The sequence below is a fragment of the Chitinophaga arvensicola genome (assembly GCF_900110835.1).
Classification (GTDB): Bacteria; Bacteroidota; Bacteroidia; order Chitinophagales; family Chitinophagaceae; genus Chitinophaga; species Chitinophaga arvensicola.
In genome coordinates this window covers 467,000-485,018 of the sequence record NZ_FOJG01000001.1, presented here as the reverse complement: position 1 = coordinate 485,018, position 18,019 = coordinate 467,000, and the positions used below count along the sequence as shown (strand labels likewise).

11 protein-coding genes are annotated in these 18,019 nt (G+C 46.3%); 10 read left to right on the top strand and 1 reads right to left on the bottom strand.

Going from position 1 to position 18,019, the window contains the following annotated elements; all coding sequences use genetic code 11:
• The 8 genes from BMW79_RS02080 to BMW79_RS02045 all read left to right on the top strand — a co-directional run bounded on the left by BMW79_RS02080 (position 1) and on the right by BMW79_RS02045 (position 14,583).
• Positions 1-2,394: an ABC transporter permease gene (locus tag BMW79_RS02080; protein ID WP_089889893.1), complete on the top strand. Its 2,394-nt coding sequence runs from the start codon at positions 1-3 to the stop codon at positions 2,392-2,394.
• A gap of 72 nt (positions 2,395-2,466) precedes the next feature.
• On the top strand, positions 2,467-4,869 hold the full coding sequence (locus BMW79_RS02075) for an ABC transporter permease (protein ID WP_089889890.1): 2,403 nt from the start codon (positions 2,467-2,469) through the stop codon (positions 4,867-4,869).
• 19 nt (positions 4,870-4,888) lie between these two features.
• Positions 4,889-7,270 (top strand): ABC transporter permease, encoded by a 2,382-nt coding sequence (locus BMW79_RS02070; RefSeq protein WP_089889887.1) that lies wholly within the window; start codon positions 4,889-4,891, stop codon positions 7,268-7,270.
• Between the two features lie 10 nt (positions 7,271-7,280).
• On the top strand, positions 7,281-9,689 hold the full coding sequence (locus tag BMW79_RS02065; protein WP_089889884.1) for an ABC transporter permease: 2,409 nt from the start codon (positions 7,281-7,283) through the stop codon (positions 9,687-9,689).
• A gap of 82 nt (positions 9,690-9,771) precedes the next feature.
• Positions 9,772-10,437, top strand: a complete 666-nt coding sequence (locus BMW79_RS02060; RefSeq protein WP_089889880.1) for an ABC transporter ATP-binding protein — start codon at positions 9,772-9,774, stop codon at positions 10,435-10,437.
• A gap of 149 nt (positions 10,438-10,586) precedes the next feature.
• Positions 10,587-12,032 (top strand): TolC family protein, encoded by a 1,446-nt coding sequence (locus tag BMW79_RS02055; RefSeq protein WP_177192014.1) that lies wholly within the window; start codon positions 10,587-10,589, stop codon positions 12,030-12,032.
• Between the two features lie 27 nt (positions 12,033-12,059).
• Entirely contained in the window at positions 12,060-13,442 is a 1,383-nt protein-coding gene (locus BMW79_RS02050) for an efflux RND transporter periplasmic adaptor subunit (protein WP_089889875.1), read from the top strand.
• Between the two features lie 118 nt (positions 13,443-13,560).
• A complete protein-coding gene (locus tag BMW79_RS02045) occupies positions 13,561-14,583 on the top strand; it encodes an NAD(P)H-dependent glycerol-3-phosphate dehydrogenase (protein WP_089889873.1) in 1,023 nt (340 codons plus the stop codon).
• 56 nt (positions 14,584-14,639) lie between these two features.
• On the opposite strand, the gene BMW79_RS02040 is transcribed toward BMW79_RS02045, so the two are convergent.
• On the bottom strand, positions 14,640-14,918 hold the full coding sequence (locus tag BMW79_RS02040) for a hypothetical protein (protein WP_089889870.1): 279 nt from the start codon (positions 14,916-14,918) through the stop codon (positions 14,640-14,642).
• Positions 14,919-15,339: 421 nt separating this feature from the next.
• On the opposite strand from BMW79_RS02040, the gene BMW79_RS02035 reads away from it, so the two are divergent.
• Positions 15,340-17,613 (top strand): glycosyltransferase, encoded by a 2,274-nt coding sequence (locus BMW79_RS02035; RefSeq protein ID WP_089889867.1) that lies wholly within the window; start codon positions 15,340-15,342, stop codon positions 17,611-17,613.
• A 7-nt stretch (positions 17,614-17,620) separates the two neighbouring features.
• Positions 17,621-17,989, top strand: coding sequence for a response regulator (locus BMW79_RS02030; RefSeq protein ID WP_245752350.1), 369 nt, complete (start codon positions 17,621-17,623; stop codon positions 17,987-17,989).
• The last annotated feature ends 30 nt before the right edge of the window (positions 17,990-18,019 follow it).

Here is an 18,019-nt window from a genome sequence, read left to right as displayed (position 1 = left end):
ATGCTATTACTGAACTACATAAAACTTGCATGGCGCAATCTTGGTAAAAGAAAGCTGTACAGTTTCATCAACATTGGTGGGCTGGCGGCCGGTCTTTGTGTGTGCATGCTCATTATGTTGTATGTAGCACATGAACTGAGTTATGACCGTTTCCATAAAGACAGTGCCCGTATTTTTTCTCTGCTGGAAAGAATAAAAATGGAGAACGATACTATCCAGATGGATCGCTTTAACTATGCCAGCGCACCTGCTGTCAGGCAACAGAGCCCTGGCGTGGAAAGTTTTCTCCGCATGGGTAGCCTGCTGCAGGAAACCACCGTATTACAACGCGTCGATAATCCATCTATCCGCGATGAAGAAGCTGCTGTCTGGTTTACAGATGCCAATTATTTCCGCTTCTTCTCTTTTCCTTTACTGCAAGGACAGCCGGATGAGGTGCTGAAACAACCTTTTACTATGGTGTTGTCGGTAGATATGGCTAAGAAATATTTTGGCAACACAGATGTAGTTGGAAAACAATTACGTTTTAATGGAGAATATCTTTTTCAGATTACTGGCGTTATGGCCAATACCCCGTCCAACTCCAGCCTGAAAGCAGACTTCCTGTTATCGGGTGCCAGTATGAGTAGCATGACTTCCATGAAAGAACTGGTGACCACGGCCGGTGGCTTTGCGGGTGCATTCTTAACGTTTCTGAAGCTGGATGATGCCAGTCACCAGGACCAGGTAACACGGAATATTGACCAGTTGCTGGTGGCACAGCAGGATCCCGGAAAAAGCGTATTAATGCCCCTGGCCAGCATGCACCGCGAATCGCGGTTTAGTGCCGGTTTTAATTTGCGCTACCTCAGCTTGTTCCCGTTGGTGGCCACGCTGATACTGCTGATGGCCCTTATCAACTATATGAGCCTGTCTACCGCCCGGGCTACTGTACGGGCCCGTGAAATAGGCGTCAGAAAAGCATTGGGTGCTGATCATAAACATATTGCACAGCAATTTTATGTAGAATCTGCATTGTATGCCTTCCTGGCTTTCTGCCTGGGCCTTTTGTTGTGTTTCATTTTACGGCCGTGGTTTTTTAATCTGTTGCAACTGAAAGTGGATATGACTTTCCTGTATCATCCGGTGGTACTGGGTATTTATTCGGCCCTGTTGCTGATTACCATATTGATTGCCGGTAGTTATCCTTCGTTTGTGCTTTCCCGTTATAATCCCGTGACGGTATTATCCGGTAAAATGAGTAAGGGAAATGGCGGTGCTACAGTGAGGAAAGTATTGACGGTACTGCAGTTTGCCACAGCGGCAGTACTGATTATCTGCAGTATTGTTATTAACCGTCAGCTATTTTTCTTCCGGCATACAGATACCGGTATCAATAAAGAAAATGTGCTGATGTTGCCCTTCCGCAGTTCAATAGCAGGTCATTACCAGTCTTACCGCCAGCAGGTAGCGGCATTGAATGGTGTTACACAAACAGGCACAGGGCGTTATTCCTTATTCGGTGATTATGATATATGGTTTGTTCCCCGGGAAGATGTACATCAGCCTATGTTCTCTCTCAACGTACTCAGTGTAGATACTTCGCTGTTGGGCATGATGGGATTACAATGGAAGATACCACCTGCTGATATGGCACAACTGGGCACACCGGGAACAATTGTTTTAAATGAGGAAGCAGTGAAAGGCTTTGGCTTTCCAGGATCTCCCATAGGAAAGCAGTTCAGGATGGGACCAGCAGAAGCGAAAGTAATAGGCGTACTTAAAAACTTTCATTTTAAATCATTGCATGCAGCGATTACGCCACTCGCACTGAAAGTAGAGAAAGATAATTCGGCCTTATGGGGTGCAGGTAGCCCCGGATGCCTGTTTGTTAAAATTGCACCCAGGCAGAATATACCTGCGTTAATTGCGCAGATCAGTAAGATATACAGCGTATATGATACGCAGACGCCTTTTCAATATACCTTCCTGGACGATGCTTTTGCGAAGATGTATACCGCAGAAGACCGGCTGGCCGGGATATTTGGAGGATTTACCGCTTTAACCGTATTGATATCTGCCCTGGGTTTACTGGGACTCGCAGCTTTTTCAGCGGAACAACGTACCCGCGAAATCGGTGTACGCAAAGTATTGGGCGCGAGCGTGGTACAGATCACCACACTGTTGTCCAAAGAATTTATCAGACTGGTCTTTATGGCATTGGTGATTGCTTCACCAATTGCATGGTACCTGATGCGCGGATGGTTGCAGCAGTTTGCTTACCGCATTCACCTGCAACCCTGGATGTTTGTATTGTCGGCCTTTATTGCAGTCGCCACGGCTGCTATGGCTATAGGACTGCAAACCGTGAGAGCGGCTGTCAGGAACCCGGTAACGGCCTTAAAAGTAGAATAACAAGTGAACAGCAAATCAGAGCGCGTCTCTACGTGCCCTGCTTTTATTTTTTTTCAATATAAACAGACCACTATGTTAAAGAGTTATTTAAAGATTGCCTGGAGGAATTTGCGTAAGCAAAAAGTGTTTGCTGCGGTGAATATCATTGGGATGAGCACCGCATTATGTGCAGCTTTACTTTTATCACTCACCGCATACCGGGAATGGACTTATGATAATTTTCATGAGAACGGGAAAAATATTTATCAGCTGATCAGTGAAGAGCATACGGGATCACAACTCAGAACCGGATCCAGTATGGCGAAGCCACTGGCAGTAGCTATACAGAAAGAAGTACCGGGCGTTAAACATACTTCCTTTATTGCCGGGAATAATACTCCCGTGAGATATGGCGCTAATCATTACTACCTCAGCACACAACTGGTGGACCGTGATTTTCTGGATATGTTTACTTTCCCATTGATAAAGGGAAATAAAAAAGAGGCGCTATCACAACTGAACCAGGTAGTGCTGACACAACAGGCCGCCACTTCGTTGTTTAAAGATGCTGAACCTGTTGGTAAAACAGTGGAATTGAACCTGAGTGGACAATGGCAGCCATATATTGTGAGTGCTGTTGCGGCTGATGTACCTGATAACTCAGGAATAGAATTTCAATTGCTTACCCGTCTGGAGAATGATCCGGACTTCAATACCACCAGGAATGACTGGGGCGCTGCCAATTTTCCTTTGTTTGTAGAGCTGGAGCCAGGTGTTACGCCCGCAGCTTTTGAGAAAAATCTGAATATCATTGTAAAGAAATATTATAAAGGAAAGATAGAAGACCTGCAGAAGAATGGTGGTGCCGGTGCACATGGAAAGGATGTATTTTACATCAGCGCGCTTGGACTGAAAGATTTCCATCTGACCGAAGGCAGCACTTTCTACAGTGGTCTAAACAGCTTCTACCCCTGGTTGATGATCATCCTTTCCGGGTTGATCATTGCTATAGCCGCTATCAACTTTATTAATCTCTCCATCGCCAGATCATTCGGCCGCAGCGGCGAAATCGGGTTACGCAAATCCCTGGGGGCGCAGGACAACCAGCTGATGATACAGTTCTGGGCCGAAGCATTTCTTTTATGCTGCTTTGCGCTGATAGTAAGCCTCGCGCTGACGGCCTTCCTGATGCCTTATTATAACCAGGCATTCGGGCACCGGCTGGCACTGAGTGTATTCCGTAATGTATGGGTGGTATCGGGCGTAGTAATTGGTTTCTTTATTATCACGTTGCTGGCAGGTGGTTACCCGGCATGGAAAGTAGCGCGCCTCAACATCCTGCAGGTGCTGAAAGGTAAACTGGGACTGGGGAAGAGCAGTGGTGTACGCAACGGCCTCATCGTTGTACAGTTTATAGTAGCCGTAGTACTCATCAGCTGCACGTGTATCATATGGCAGCAACTTAATTTCATACAATCGGCCCCGTTAGGTTACAATACATCACAAGTAATCAGTATTCCTCTTGACAATGCCACTCCTTCCGATATAAGTACCATGAAGCAACGGCTGGGGGAAATGGCAGAAGTGAGAAGCGTATCCGGCAGCATGCTTAACCTGGGTCTGGGCAATGATGGCTCTTCCGGCAACTGGACCCGTGGCTTTACCTATAAAGATCGGCACGTGGCTACCAAATGCGTAGCAGTGGATTACAACTATGCACAAACCCTGGATTTAAAAATAGTAGCGGGTCGTGATTTTTCCCGGGAATATGGAACAGATAGTAATGCCATCGTGATCAATGAGCTGATGGCTAAACAATTGGGCGAGAAAGATCCGGTAGGATTATACTTCAAGATGGGGGATGCGTTCCCGGTACACGTCATAGGAGTAGTAAAAGACTTTCATTTTGAATCGTTACACAACAAGATGGAGCCATTGGTGATGGTTATCAATGCACCGCTGAATTATATTTTCGTAAAAGTAGAATCACCGAATGCAGTGGCATCGCTGAAAAAGATCACCACCCTCTGGAAAAGCATCAACAGCCTGGCAGAAAGTGACCCTTCTTTCCTGGATGAAAATGCGCAGCGGCTGTACCGCCAGGAGCAAAGGTTTTCGAAGATCTTTATGAGTGGCGCCGTGCTGGCAGTGATTATTTCCGGAATGGGATTATTTGCCATAGCGGTATTGGTAATGGCGCACCGTAAAAAGGAAATCGGTATCCGCAAGGTGCTGGGTGCTTCTGTAAGTGGAATTGTATTGTTGTTGTCGAAAGACTTCCTGCGCCTGGTAGTGGTAGCGATCGTGATTGCTACACCGGCCGCCTGGTATTTTATGCGGCGCTGGTTACAGGGCTTTGAATACCATACCAGTATTCATTGGTGGGTATTTGCATTGGCCGGATTAATAGCAGTAGGCATTGCTTTTTTAACAGTGAGCCTGCAGTCGGTGAAAGCCGCACTGGCTAATCCGGTAGACAGTTTGAACAGAGACTAATTTTTTAAAAATAACTTTTATGATGTGGCGTAATTATCTGAAAACGGCGGTAAGAAACCTGATGAAGCGTAAGCTTTATTCCGTAATCAATATCACCGGACTGGCTGCCGGTATCGCCTGTTTTATATTGCTGGCCCTGTACCTGCAAAATGAATGGACTTACGATAAATTCCATGCAAATGCGGCTGAATTGTACCGGATCCGCCTGGACTACGGGGAAAAAGATCAGCCGGTTACTCATACCGCTCTTACGCCTAACGGACTGGCGCCGGTAATGAAAGACTTTCCGGAAGTAAAATCGGTTGTCAGGATCTATCCTGCCACATCTACCGTGAGGTATGGAGATAAGGCGGCCAATGAAAAACGTTTTATCTATTCTGATCCTGCTTTTTTCAGCATGTTTTCTTTTCCACTGTTGTCAGGGAATGCGGCTACTGTACTGAATGGCCCCAATATGGTGGTGTTGTCTGAGTCTATGGCCCGGAAGTATTTCGGCACCACAGATATTGTAGGTAAACTGGTAAAGGTGGATAACAAGGAATACCAGGTAACCGGTGTAGCCCTGGATCCGCCATCTAACACCCACCTGAAATTTGATTTTGTGGCCAGCTATGCTTCGCTGGGAAAGAAAGACGGATGGGACGCAGCCAACTACTATACTTACGCGCAACTGGCCGACAAAGGGACGGCCGCCGGCTTGCAGGTAAGATTAACCAACCTGATAAAAGAACAGATGGGGAGTGCCCTCAGAAGTGGGGTAACGCTCGGTTTTACACCAGAACAGTTGCAGGATATCCATCTTCATTCCATTGCCCAGAATTCAACAGAACAGGGCGGTGATATCCGTTACAACCGCATTCTCACGGTGGTGGCTATACTATTATTACTGATCGCCTGCATCAATTTTATGAACCTGGCTACGGCCCGCTCTGCGGAAAGAAGCCGGGAAATAGGTGTGCGCAAGGCCATGGGTGCAATCAGGGGACAGCTGTTCTGGCAGTTCATTGCAGAATCTACCCTGATCACATTTTGTGCAATGGTGCTGGGAGTATTGCTGGCGCTGGTGTTGTTGCCGGCATTTAACAGCCTGGCGGCTACCCGTCTTTCAATGGGATTGGGCAATGCCCGGATTTATACCTGGCTGGCCGCAGTGTTTTTTTGTACCACTTTCCTCGCAGGTACTTACCCGGCTTTATTCCTGTCTGGCTTCAAACCGGTGCAGGTGCTGAAAGGGCGGGTGTTACATATGTCAGGTGGTAACATCCGCAAAGGCCTTGTGGTATTCCAGTTCGCCGCTTCTGTATTCTTTATTATCTGCACGTTGGTGGTAGGGAATCAGTTACGTTATATCCAGCATAAAAAACTGGGAATGGACCGGTCGCAGGTGTTGGTGTTATCAGGGGAGAACTTTAATTCACAGATGCTGGCATCCTTTAAGAGCCGGCTGCAGCAGCAGTCTGGTGTGCAGATGGTCAGTGCTTCCTACGACTCCCCGGTTGCTGTGGGTGGTGGTTATTCCATTAGCAACCTGGAAGGTAAGCCAGCCGATTATAGTATTAATATCACTGCTATTCCGGTAGAAAAAGATTATCTCCGCACCATGGGTATTTCCTTGCTGGCCGGATCTGATTTAACCGATGCAGATATCCAGGATGTGCTGAAGCCGGAGAAAGACCAGGTATTTCATTTCTTCCTGAATGAAACCGCTGTAAAATACCTGGGATGGACACCTGAAGCCGCTCTTGGAAAAAGAATGGTGATGAATGGTCGCGCAGGTACTATCAAAGGCGTCATGAAAGATTTCCACTTTGCTTCCATGAAAAGTAAGATTACGCCTATCGTTGTGTTCCCGGAATACAACTGGTTTGGACAGATCCTGGTGAAAACTTCCGGTAAAAACGACCGGCAGGTGATCGCCGGTATAGAAGGTATCTGGAAAGATTTTCTGCCGGCAGTGCCTTTCAATTACCATTTTATGGACGAAGACTTTAACGAATTATATCAATCAGAATTTAGAACCAGTACCATTTTATCAACCTTTTCTATTGTTATTATCGGCGTATCCTGCCTTGGATTATTGGGTCTGGCAGCTTTCACTGCAGAACAGCGTACCCGCGAAGTGGGTATCCGCAAAGTACTCGGTGCTTCTGCTGCCAGCCTGGTAGCCCTGTTATCGAAAGATTTTATCCGACTGGTGCTGATTGCGCTTTGTATCGCATCGCCATTGGCCTGGTATGCGATGCATCAGTGGCTGGAAGGCTTTGCTTATCACGCTGGCCTGAGTGTATGGACATTCCTGCTGGCAGGCGCTATCGCGATTATGATCGCTTTGCTCACTGTTAGTCTGCAATCCGTAAAAGCAGCATTAATGGACCCGGTTAAGAGCCTGAGGTCAGAATAAAATATTCACTATGCTAAAGAATTTTCTACTGGTTTCTTTCAGAAGCATCTGGCGCAATAAAGCCTTTTCTGTGATCAATATCATGGGATTGGTGGTTGGCATCAGTGCCGCGCTGATGATATACCAGGTAATACGTTACGAGAATAGCTTTGATAAATTTGAGAAGAACAGTGACCGTATTTACAGGGTGGTGACCGATGTAGATTTCAATGGAACAGTGATAAAAAACGACGGCGTTGCTGCACCGGTAGCCGGTGTAATAAAAGACCGGATGCCGGCTGTAGAAACGGTGGCGCCTTTCTTTATCAACGACATTACACGCCGGATTACCGCTAACGGGAAAGATTTTAAGAATGGAAGAGATGTTGTATACGCTGATAAAAACTACTTTGATATTTTTCCATATCAATGGTTATCAGGTACTGCTGCAAGTTCTTTGCGGGAGCCTTTTACAGTGGTATTAACCGCCGGTCGTGCAGAAAAATATTTCCCGGGTTTATCTCCCGCAGCTGTGCTGGGAAAGGAAATCATCTACGACGATTCTATCCGGGCTACCGTTAGCGGCGTAGTGGCTGATTTAAAACAGCCTACAGACTTTAAATACATGGAATTCATTTCCTTGTCTACCTTACAAAGTAGTGGATTAAGGGAGATGTATGCGCTGGATTACTGGAATAATACGAATGCGGCATCGCAGTTACTGATCCGGCTACATGCCTCGGCATCAGCGAAAGATGTAACAGGAGAACTTGCGAAGTTGAGAGAAACAAACAAGATCGAAGATCAGACAAAGAATGTGCTGCAGCTGCAGCCCTTCGGAGATATCCACTTTAACCGGGATTATACGGCGGAAGGTACGCCGGCTGCCGTTACCAGGTTATATGCCCTAAGTCTGGTGGCCTGTTTATTATTGCTGCTGGCTGGGATCAATTTTGTGAATCTTACTACTGCCCAGGCGGCCCGAAGGGCCAGGGAAACGGGTATCCGTAAATCGTTGGGAAGCAGTTTTCCACAATTACTGTTGCAGTTCCTCAGTGAAACCTTGCTACTTACTTTCCTCGCGGGTGTATTGTCGGTGTTATTGACGCCCTTGTTCCTGGTCTTTTTCCAGTCTTTTTTACCTAAGGGTTTAACAACAGAGATGCTTTACGACTGGCAAACAGCACTTTTCCTGTTAGGCCTTTGTTTGGGTATCACACTTCTGGCAGGTATTTATCCAGCCCTGGTGCTGGCCAGATTTCAGCCGGTGGTGGTGTTGAAAACGCAGGTGCAGGCGGCAGGAGGAAAGGTATGGCTACGCAAAACACTCACCGTGTCTCAGTTTGTGGTGGCCCAGTTCTTTATTATTGCTACCCTGATCGTGAGCAAACAGGTACATTATTCACTGAGCAGGGATCCCGGTTTCCGGAAAGATGCAATCGTAACGGTAAGAACTCCGCAGCGGGAACTCGGTCCTGGTGAGCGGAATACTTTCCAAGAGAAGCTGGCTGCTATCCCGGAGATAGCGATGGTTAGCCAGGGGGGAACGCCTCCGCTGTTTGGAGGCTTTATGAGTATGACGTTCCGTTATCAGCAGGGGGAAAAGGAGATTGCGCAAAACATGGAGTTACGGTACGGCGATAGTTTATATGCGAAGCTGTATAACCTGAAAATTATTGCCGGTAGAAACATCAGGAGCACCGATACCATTGCAGAATGGGTACTGAATGAAAAGGCGGTGACCTCACTTGGTTTCCGGCATCCCCAGGATATAATCGGTGTTGTTGTTGAAAACCATCCTGTGGTAGGCGTGGTAAAAGATTTCGTTACCAGCAGTACCCGCAAGGAAATACCTGCGCTGGCCCTGTCCAGTGCTGCACTGTGGCAACACCGTACCATGCATGTGTTGTTAAGGCCTTCCGGCGAAAACGGGATCGTCTGGAAGCATGCCCTGGAAAAGATGGAGAAAGCCTGGAAAGAGGTGTATCCCAGGGAAACGTTCAGCTATGATTTTCTTGATAAAAGCATTGCTAAATTATACAGCGAGGAACAACGCACGGTACAGCTGCTGAACTGGTGCGCCGGACTGGCTTTCTTTATCAGTGCACTCGGGCTGCTCGGACTGGTGATTTTTACCACAAATCAGCGTACCCGGGAAATCGGTATCCGGAAGGTACTGGGTGCAACGGTATGGCAGGTGGTAGCGTTACTGACTACCGATTTTATGAAGCTGGTAGGCATCGCTTTCGTGTTGGCTATTCCGTTATCCTGGTGGGCTATGCAGCATTGGCTGTCGTCTTATGTATACCGTACTTCCATGAGCTGGTGGATCTTTGCTATCGGCGGTGGACTAATGGCCCTGCTGGCACTGGCCACTATGAGTATAAAAACAATCCGGGCGGCATGGAGCAACCCGGTCAACGCTTTAAAATCTGAATAATGGCAGGCACCAAGTTTTAATTATCTTGCTGAGCCGATATGCAGAAAATATCAACATAAAATCAAAAACAAAATAACTGATCATGATACAATTGCAGAAAATTTCCAGGCATTACCCGGTTGGATTCGGAAAAAATTATATCCTGAAAGATATCGACCTTACCATTAATGAAGGCGAATTCGTATCCATCATGGGGCCTTCCGGTTCCGGGAAATCTACTTTGCTGCATATTCTGGGCTTGCTGGAAGAGCCGTCAGAAGGACAATACCTGTTTGAAGGAGAGCGTGTAGACAAGATGAATGAGAAAAAACGCACCCAGTTGCACCGGGGCTCTATCGGGTTTGTATTCCAGGCCTATCACCTGATAGATGAACTGACAGTATACGAAAATATTGAAACCCCTTTACTGTATAAGAATATACCGGCATCAGAAAGGAAAAGCCGTGTGGCAGATGTGCTGGACCGTTTTAACATGGTGGCTAAAAAAGACCTGTTCCCTAATCAGTTGTCCGGCGGACAGCAACAATTAGTAGGTATTGCCCGCGCCATTGTGGGAGAACCCCGGGTAATCCTTGCGGATGAACCTACCGGTAACCTCCATTCTGATCAGGCCAAGGTGATCATGCAGCTGTTTAAACACCTGAATGAACAGGATAAAATTACGATCATACAGGTAACCCACTCCGACCTGAATGCCACCTATGGCAACCGTGTTATCCAGATACGTGACGGGCATATCCATGAATAAGAAAGGCGGAGCAGTTTTAAGAATTTTGTAAAAAAAAGACTATGTTGTACACTCAATTAGTGAGGTATACTGCCATACCTACTAAATTTTTGCCTTCTATCAAGAACGGTGGAAAAGTATCATCACAATTATTATATTTTTGGAATGTTATGAGAATATCCCGAATAGCAGGAGCAATCCTGATTTTATTGTTTGCTAACATAACATCCGCTGAAGCGCAGGATACGTGGAGTTTACAACGTTGTGTGGATTATGCATTGCAAAATAACCTGACTGTAAAGCAACAAGTCATTCAGAAAAGACTGGCAGACCTGACGCTGAAACAAAGTCAACTGGGCCTGCTGCCTAACCTTAACGGTAACGTGGGTGGAAACTGGAGCAAAGGACGTAGCGCAAGCCCCCAAACCAATACCTACATCTTTACCTCTTTCTTTTCTGCCAATGGCGGACTGGATGTAAGTGCCGATCTGTTTAACTGGTTTTCCAAGATCAACCAGGTAAAGGCAAACCGGTTTGACGCGCAAGCCAACAGCTTCCTGCTGGAGAAAGCCCGCAATGATCTCGCATTTAATGTGGCAACAGCGTTTTTGCAGATCCTGCTGAATATGGAACAGGTGAAAGTGAATGAAGTACAGGTAACCCTGACCAATTCCAACCTGGAAAATACCAAAAAACTGGTGATCGCCGGCTCCGTACCGGAAAGCAACCAGGCCGACCTGGAAGCACAGCTCGCACAGGACAGCACTAACCTGGTAACCGCGAAAAATGATGTGATCCTGTCTACTTTGCAGATGAAAGCTTATTTGAACCTGGGTTTTGATATACCTTTTACACCGGAAGTACCTGAAAATATTGCTACCATCAACAGCACACCGCTCACAGAAATGGCGCCGGAAATGGTTTACAGCAAGGCCACTACCAGCTATCCGCTCCTGAAAGCAGATGAACTGAGAATCGCATCAGCTGATAAAGCATTTAAATCCACCCGCGCACAGATGTACCCGAAACTGACTATGGGAGCAGGAATAGGAGCGCAGTATGCCGACAATAGTAAACTCCCGGTATTGGGTACCCCTTACTATACAGTAGATACTATCGGACGGGTAGCCAACAGCAACGTGAAAGTAGTAGATACCACTATTCATCAGAATGTACTCGGACAACGCCGCGTTTCTTTCCGGGATCAGCTGGATAATACACAGCAACAGTATATCTCTTTAACGTTACGGGTGCCTATCTTTAATGGCTGGTCGGCCCGCGCTGCTACCGCCAAAGCAAAAATAAACGTGCAGAGTATGGAACTGACCCGCGATCTGGATAACCAGAAGCTGAAACAGGATATCTATACCGCACATGCGAACGCTGTAGCCGCATTGCAAAAATTCAATGCCTCCACAAAAGGAGTGTCGGCCGCACAGAAAGCATACGATTTTGCTACCAAACGCTTTAACCTTGGGTTAATGAATACCATTGATTATATCACAACGCAAAGTAAATTATTCAGAGCGCAGATAGACAAGGTGTCTGCTCAATACGATTACATATTTAAAATGAAATTGCTGGAGTTCTACAGAGATCAGAAGATATCGCTGTAGCGCTATCCCGGTACATTAAATTGCTTTATGAAGAGAAAGACACTTTTTTGGATTATAGGCATACTTGGTTCACTCGTTATTTTGTACTCGGTGCTGAAAGCGGCCGGGGTTATTGGTAAGGAAGAAGGAATTAAAGTTGCTGTAGACAAAGCTTCTAATAGAAATATTATAGAAGTGGTTACCGCCAGCGGTAAGATTTATCCCGAAATTGAAGTAAAAGTAAGCTCCGACGTTTCCGGGGAAATCACTGACCTGCTGGTGCTGGAAGGGGACTCCGTAAAAAAAGGACAGATACTCGCACGGATATACGCGGATATTTATGGCTCTATGGTAGACAAGGCTGCGGCCTCCGTAAGCCAGAGCCAGGCCCAGTTAGCCAATTCCGCCGCCGCCCTCAATTCCTTTAAAGCCCGCCTGGATCAGAACAAGGCCGCCTACAACAGGAATAAAGAACTCCTCGGCCAGAAAGTGATCTCCAAATCAGAATTCGAAACTTCAGAAGCTACGTATCTCGCCGCCCTGGCAGATTACAATGCCGCCGTGCAGCAGATCAATGGTAATAAATTTGCCGTACAAAGCGCACAGGCGAACTTGAACGAAGCCAATAAAAATCTCGGTCGTACTACCATTTCCGCTCCCATGGGAGGTATCATTTCCCTCCTGTCTGTAAAGAAAGGGGAACGCGTGGTGGGTACCGCACAGATGACCGGTACTGAAATGCTGCGTATCGCAGACATGAATACCATGGAAGTGCAGGTGGACGTAGGTGAAAATGATATTCCCAAAGTGAAATACGGCGATACTGCTGTCATAGAAGTGGATGCTTATAACAGCCGCCAGTTCAAAGGTATTGTAACACAGATTGCCAGCTCCAGCAAAGGCGCCGCCACGGCTACTGTGAGCACCGCTTCCTCTGCAGAACAGGTAACCAGCTATATTGTACACATCCGCATCTTGCCGGAAAGCTACCAGGACCTGCTGAATAACGCCAAACGCTCTTTCCCTTTCCGTCCGGGTATGAGCGCCAGCGTGGAGATTCAGACCAGGCATGTTAATAATGTACTGGCCATCCCGATCAATGCGGTTACTACCCGTGATGCGGATTCGACCAAAACACATGGCGATAAAAAAGATGAGGGGCAGGATAACACCACCCCAGGCTCTTCTGCTGATACCAAACCTGTTTTAAACGAAGTGGTATTCATCCTGCAGAAAGACGGCACCGTGAAAATGGTACCCGTTAAAACCGGTGTTCAGGACGACGCCTGGATCCAGATCACCAGCGGCCTTAATCCCGGTGACCAGGTGATCAGCGCGCCTTACACGGCTATTTCCCGCACACTGGAAAACAACAAGAAAGTAAAAGTTGTGCCGAAAGCAGAGCTATTTGAAGGCCAGGCAAAGAAATAATCTAGTTCATCACTGATAAAAGCAAGCGGGAAGGTCTATGGCCTTCCCGCTTGCTTTTATCAGTGATACCCAAATCCGCTTTATTGCTTTTTAATTACATTGCATAAAAATTTGCATTGTGAGCAAGAGCATTGGAATTATAGGCAGTGGCAGCTGGGCTACTGCCCTGGCTAAAATCCTGACAGATAACGGACATCATATACATTGGTGGATACGGAATGAAGATACCATCCGGCATATGCAGTTACGTCATCACAACAAGCATTATCTCACGTCTGTATACTTTGATACCAGCCTGCTCTCCCTCAGCAGCGATGTAAAAGCTGTAGTGGAAGCCTGCGATGAACTGGTACTGGCCGTTCCCAGTGCTTTCCTGGAAGATGTATTAGGCATGCTCCCGGCGGATGCGCTGGACAACAAAAAGATTGTATCCGCCATTAAAGGGCTGGTTCCAAGCACAAACGACCTGATAGGAGAGTTCCTGTTAAAACAGTTCAATTTCCCGGCAAACCATTACTTCACCATCACCGGTCCCTGTCATGCGGAAGAAGTAGCCAACGAAAAGCTGTCGTACCTCACTTTTTCCGGTACAAACCTGGCGGCTACGCAGGCCATTGCGGATAAGTTTACCAGTAGCTACCTTCAAACCATTGTCAATACAGATGTTATTGGTGTGCAGCTGGCGGCAGTACTGAAAAATATTTATGCATTGGGTGCAGGTATTGCACATGGGCAGGAGTATGGCGATAACTTCCTCAGTGTATTTATCACCAATTGCTTCCGTGAAATGCAAAGCTTCCTGGAGAAGTATGAAGAACAAAAGGCGTCTGTAGCCGGTACGGAGCCGGTAGTACATAATTACAGTGCGAGCGCTTACCTGGGCGATCTGCTGGTCACCTGCTATTCTTTGCATAGCCGTAACCGTACCTTCGGTAATATGATAGGGAAGGGATACAGTGTAAAGGCGGCGCAACTGGAGCTGAACATGATTGCAGAAGGCTATTATGCCAGCAAATGCATGTATGAAATGAATCGCAGCATTGGCGCTTATATGCCGGTTGCACAGGCGGTATATGCTATTTTATGGCAGCAGGTACACCCCTCAGAGGCATTCCTCTCCCTGGAAAAAGGGTTTATATAACCATGGGCGGTTAGCTTTTAGTGGGGCTCCTGCTAAAAGCTAACCGCGTTTGTTGACTAAAAATCATCGTAATCCTCGTAATTATCCTCCCCGATCTTCATGATCGCCCGCACATTCGGGAAATATTGCTTGATCAGTGTAGCAATCCTGGAAAAAAGATACTCGTTCAATACCGGTCCCTCATAATATTCAATCTCGTTGGTTTCGTCTGAGATGATATACTCTGTGATATTGCGGTCAATAATGGCCTGAAAGCGCCTCTGACGGGGTAATTTCCGCAAATTGATCTTGGTCGGAACTCCATCTACATTAAATGTACATGCAATGTTTCGCATAACGCCAATTGGGTTTAATTGAGATAATGGAATGGTGAGTTGTGTGTCACATGGTTGCATGGGTGCTTACTTCGGCTAAAATAAGCTGAAACGGACAAAAAAACATTATTGCCTGTTAATAGCGTTAATAATAATGTCATTTGTGCCTGTTAATACCAATTAACCAGCAATTACATTACAATTATAAATAATTGTGTTTATATAGACTGTTAATAGAATGTAAATACCCGGCATTTGATACATTCCCGTTTTAGCTGTGGATACGGGACAAGATGTGTGGAGATATTTCCACACTATCGCGCAGCCAAAACCCCTGAAATCCCTTGCTGCTGGCATTGGATTGATATTTGAAATATGCTAGGTCCCGATCCGGAATTGAGGACCTGGTTACTTGTTAACTGCGTAGTATAAAATTTTTACCATGAAGATTAGAACCTTGCTTTTTGTTACATCATATCCGCCCCGCGAGTGCGGCATCGCTACTTTTGCACAGGACCTGGTAAACGCAATGAATAAGAATTTTGCCGGTAATCTGAACATAGAGATAGCTGCCCTGGAAGAATCAGGGAAACCTGCCAACATCAAAGAATCACCAGTTACCTATTCGGTAAATCCATTTGATATTGACAATTGCATTGATTTCGCACAGAAAATAAATGAGAATGATAAAATAGACCTGGTTTGTTTTGAACATGAATTCGGCCTCTATGGCGGCGAATATGGTCACAACCTCCTGGCTATGCTCTCGTTACTGGACAAACCTTTTGTTGTTCGTTTCCATACCGTATTACCTTACCCCGATATTAAATGTACCAAGGTTGTAAGCCTGATCAGCGCACTGGCAGCCAAAGTGATTGTCATGACCCGCTCATCTGCTGAATTACTGACCAACGTATACCGCGTACCAGCAGAAAAAATTGTACATATACCACATGGCACACATGCGCATATCGTGGAAGATGTACCTGCTCTGAAAAAACAATATAATGTGGAAGGAAGAATGGTACTCAGCACCTTCGGCCTCCTCAGCGAAAATAAAGGCGTCGAAACCGGCATCAAAGCCATGAAAGATATTGTAAAACAATATCCGGACGCTATCTACCTGGTACTGGGAAAAACCCACCCGGTAGTATATTCCAGGGAAGGAGAGAAATACCGGGAGTCGCTCGAACAACTCGTAAGAGAACTGGGACTGGAGAATAACGTGCGGTTTGTAAACAACTACCTGTCCCTGAGAACATTACTGGATTATTTATCATTGACAGATATCTACCTCTTTACTTCCAAAGATCCACATCAGGCGGTAAGCGGAACTTTCGTATATGCCATGAGCGCAGGTTGTGCTGTCATCTCCACTTCCTTCGTGCAGGCACGCGAAATGCTGGAAGACGGTGCCGGTTGCCTGATAGATTTCAACAATCCGGATCAACTGGCCGAAAATGCCATCCGCCTGCTCAGCGATCCGGAACTGCGCGGACAGATGAGCCAGCTGGCTATCGAAAAAACACGCAGCTCCATCTGGGAAAACGTGGCCATCGCACATATGAGCGTGATCAGCGATGCGCTGGCAGAAGACAGGATACTGCCTAATCTGCCACCACCATACCTGGATCATATAGATCGTATGACCGACGAATTTGGTATGCTGCAGTTCTCCAAACACGATATACCGGATCCCGCATTCGGATATACTCTGGACGACAATGCCAGAGCACTCATTGCTACCTGCATGTACAGCGCCGAATTGAAATCAAGTAGCTTCGTTAATTCACTGGCCCGCAAATACATCAACTTCATCGGCTACTGCCAGAAACCTTCCGGCAAATTCCTCAACTATGTGGATATCGATGGAGCCTTCAATAAAATGAATGATGAGGTAAACCTGGAAGACGCCAATGGCCGCGCCGTATGGGCGTTAGGCTATACACTCGCCTCCCACAGAAACCTCCCCTTTGACGCTGTACAGGAAGTATTGTCCATGTTCCGCCAGTGCTTCAACTGGATGGAATCACTGAATTCCCCCAGAGCGATGGCATTTACCATCAAAGGACTGTTCTACTTCCTCAGTTACAAACCAGGAGGAAAAGCAGCAGAGATATTGCAACGTCTGGCCGCAAAATTGTATGACCATTACAAACAGGAAGCAGATGATACCTGGCATTGGTATGAATCTTACCTGACTTATGGTAATGCCGTACTGCCGGAAGCCATGATGATGGCATACCAGGTAACTGGTACACCTGCTTACCGCACTACCGCAGAAAATACACTGGCGTTTCTTTGTAGCAAAACGTTCACCGACAGTCATATGAAAGTGATCAGTAATAAAACATGGTACCACAGACATACCACGCAGCAATCGGAAGATGGCGGCGAACAATCCATAGAAGTGGCTTATACCATGCTGGCATTGAATACGTTCTACAACACCACAAAAAATAATTCATACCTGGAAAAGATGCGTTTGGCATTCAGTTGGTATTTAGGAAATAATCACCTGAAACAGCTTGTTTATAATCCATTAACTTACGGTTGCTACGATGGCCTGGAAAAAAATAATATTAACCAGAACCAGGGGGCTGAATCGACTGTATGTTACCTGATTGCCAGACTATTAATGGAACAATGGAATAAACACAAGTATGTTACACCGAAACAAAATAGCCTGGAACCAGTCCGACTTGGCTTCAACTGAAAAAGACATGAAATATCCCAGTATTCTGATCATAGATGATGAACCGGATATATGCAGGTTACTGCAACTTACACTGGTCCGTCACGGATTTGAAGTAAAATACGTTCATGAATTGGGAGAAGGAATGAAGGCGATCTTTAAACATCAACCTGATCTCCTTTTCCTGGACATACACCTGCCAGACGGCTCCGGCCTGGAAGCATTACCGGTAATAAAGGAACGTTGTCCCACCTTACCGGTAATTACCATCAGTGCATACGATAATGCGCTGGAAAAGCAAACGGCCTTAAAGGCAGGAGCGGCTTTTTTTCTGGCTAAACCATTCAGCCTCAAGAATGTAGATGAATTGATCGATAGCATGAAAATAAAAAGCTGACCAACGTCTCTTAGTTATAAATTGTAATTT

What these genes read in the sequence shown, in the direction of transcription:
- BMW79_RS02050 (WP_089889875.1), top strand. Translation starts at nt 12,060, where the DNA reads ATGAAGAGAAAGACACTTTTTTGGATTATAGGCATACTTGGTTCACTC.
- BMW79_RS02030 (WP_245752350.1), top strand. Translation starts at nt 17,621, where the DNA reads ATGAAATATCCCAGTATTCTGATCATAGATGATGAACCGGATATATGC.
- BMW79_RS02070 (WP_089889887.1), top strand. Translation starts at nt 4,889, where the DNA reads ATGATGTGGCGTAATTATCTGAAAACGGCGGTAAGAAACCTGATGAAG.
- BMW79_RS02040 (WP_089889870.1), bottom strand. Translation starts at nt 14,918, where the DNA reads ATGCGAAACATTGCATGTACATTTAATGTAGATGGAGTTCCGACCAAG.
- BMW79_RS02075 (WP_089889890.1), top strand. Translation starts at nt 2,467, where the DNA reads ATGTTAAAGAGTTATTTAAAGATTGCCTGGAGGAATTTGCGTAAGCAA.
- BMW79_RS02035 (WP_089889867.1), top strand. Translation starts at nt 15,340, where the DNA reads ATGAAGATTAGAACCTTGCTTTTTGTTACATCATATCCGCCCCGCGAG.
- BMW79_RS02060 (WP_089889880.1), top strand. Translation starts at nt 9,772, where the DNA reads ATGATACAATTGCAGAAAATTTCCAGGCATTACCCGGTTGGATTCGGA.
- BMW79_RS02055 (WP_177192014.1), top strand. Translation starts at nt 10,587, where the DNA reads ATGAGAATATCCCGAATAGCAGGAGCAATCCTGATTTTATTGTTTGCT.
- BMW79_RS02080 (WP_089889893.1), top strand. Translation starts at nt 1, where the DNA reads ATGCTATTACTGAACTACATAAAACTTGCATGGCGCAATCTTGGTAAA.
- BMW79_RS02065 (WP_089889884.1), top strand. Translation starts at nt 7,281, where the DNA reads ATGCTAAAGAATTTTCTACTGGTTTCTTTCAGAAGCATCTGGCGCAAT.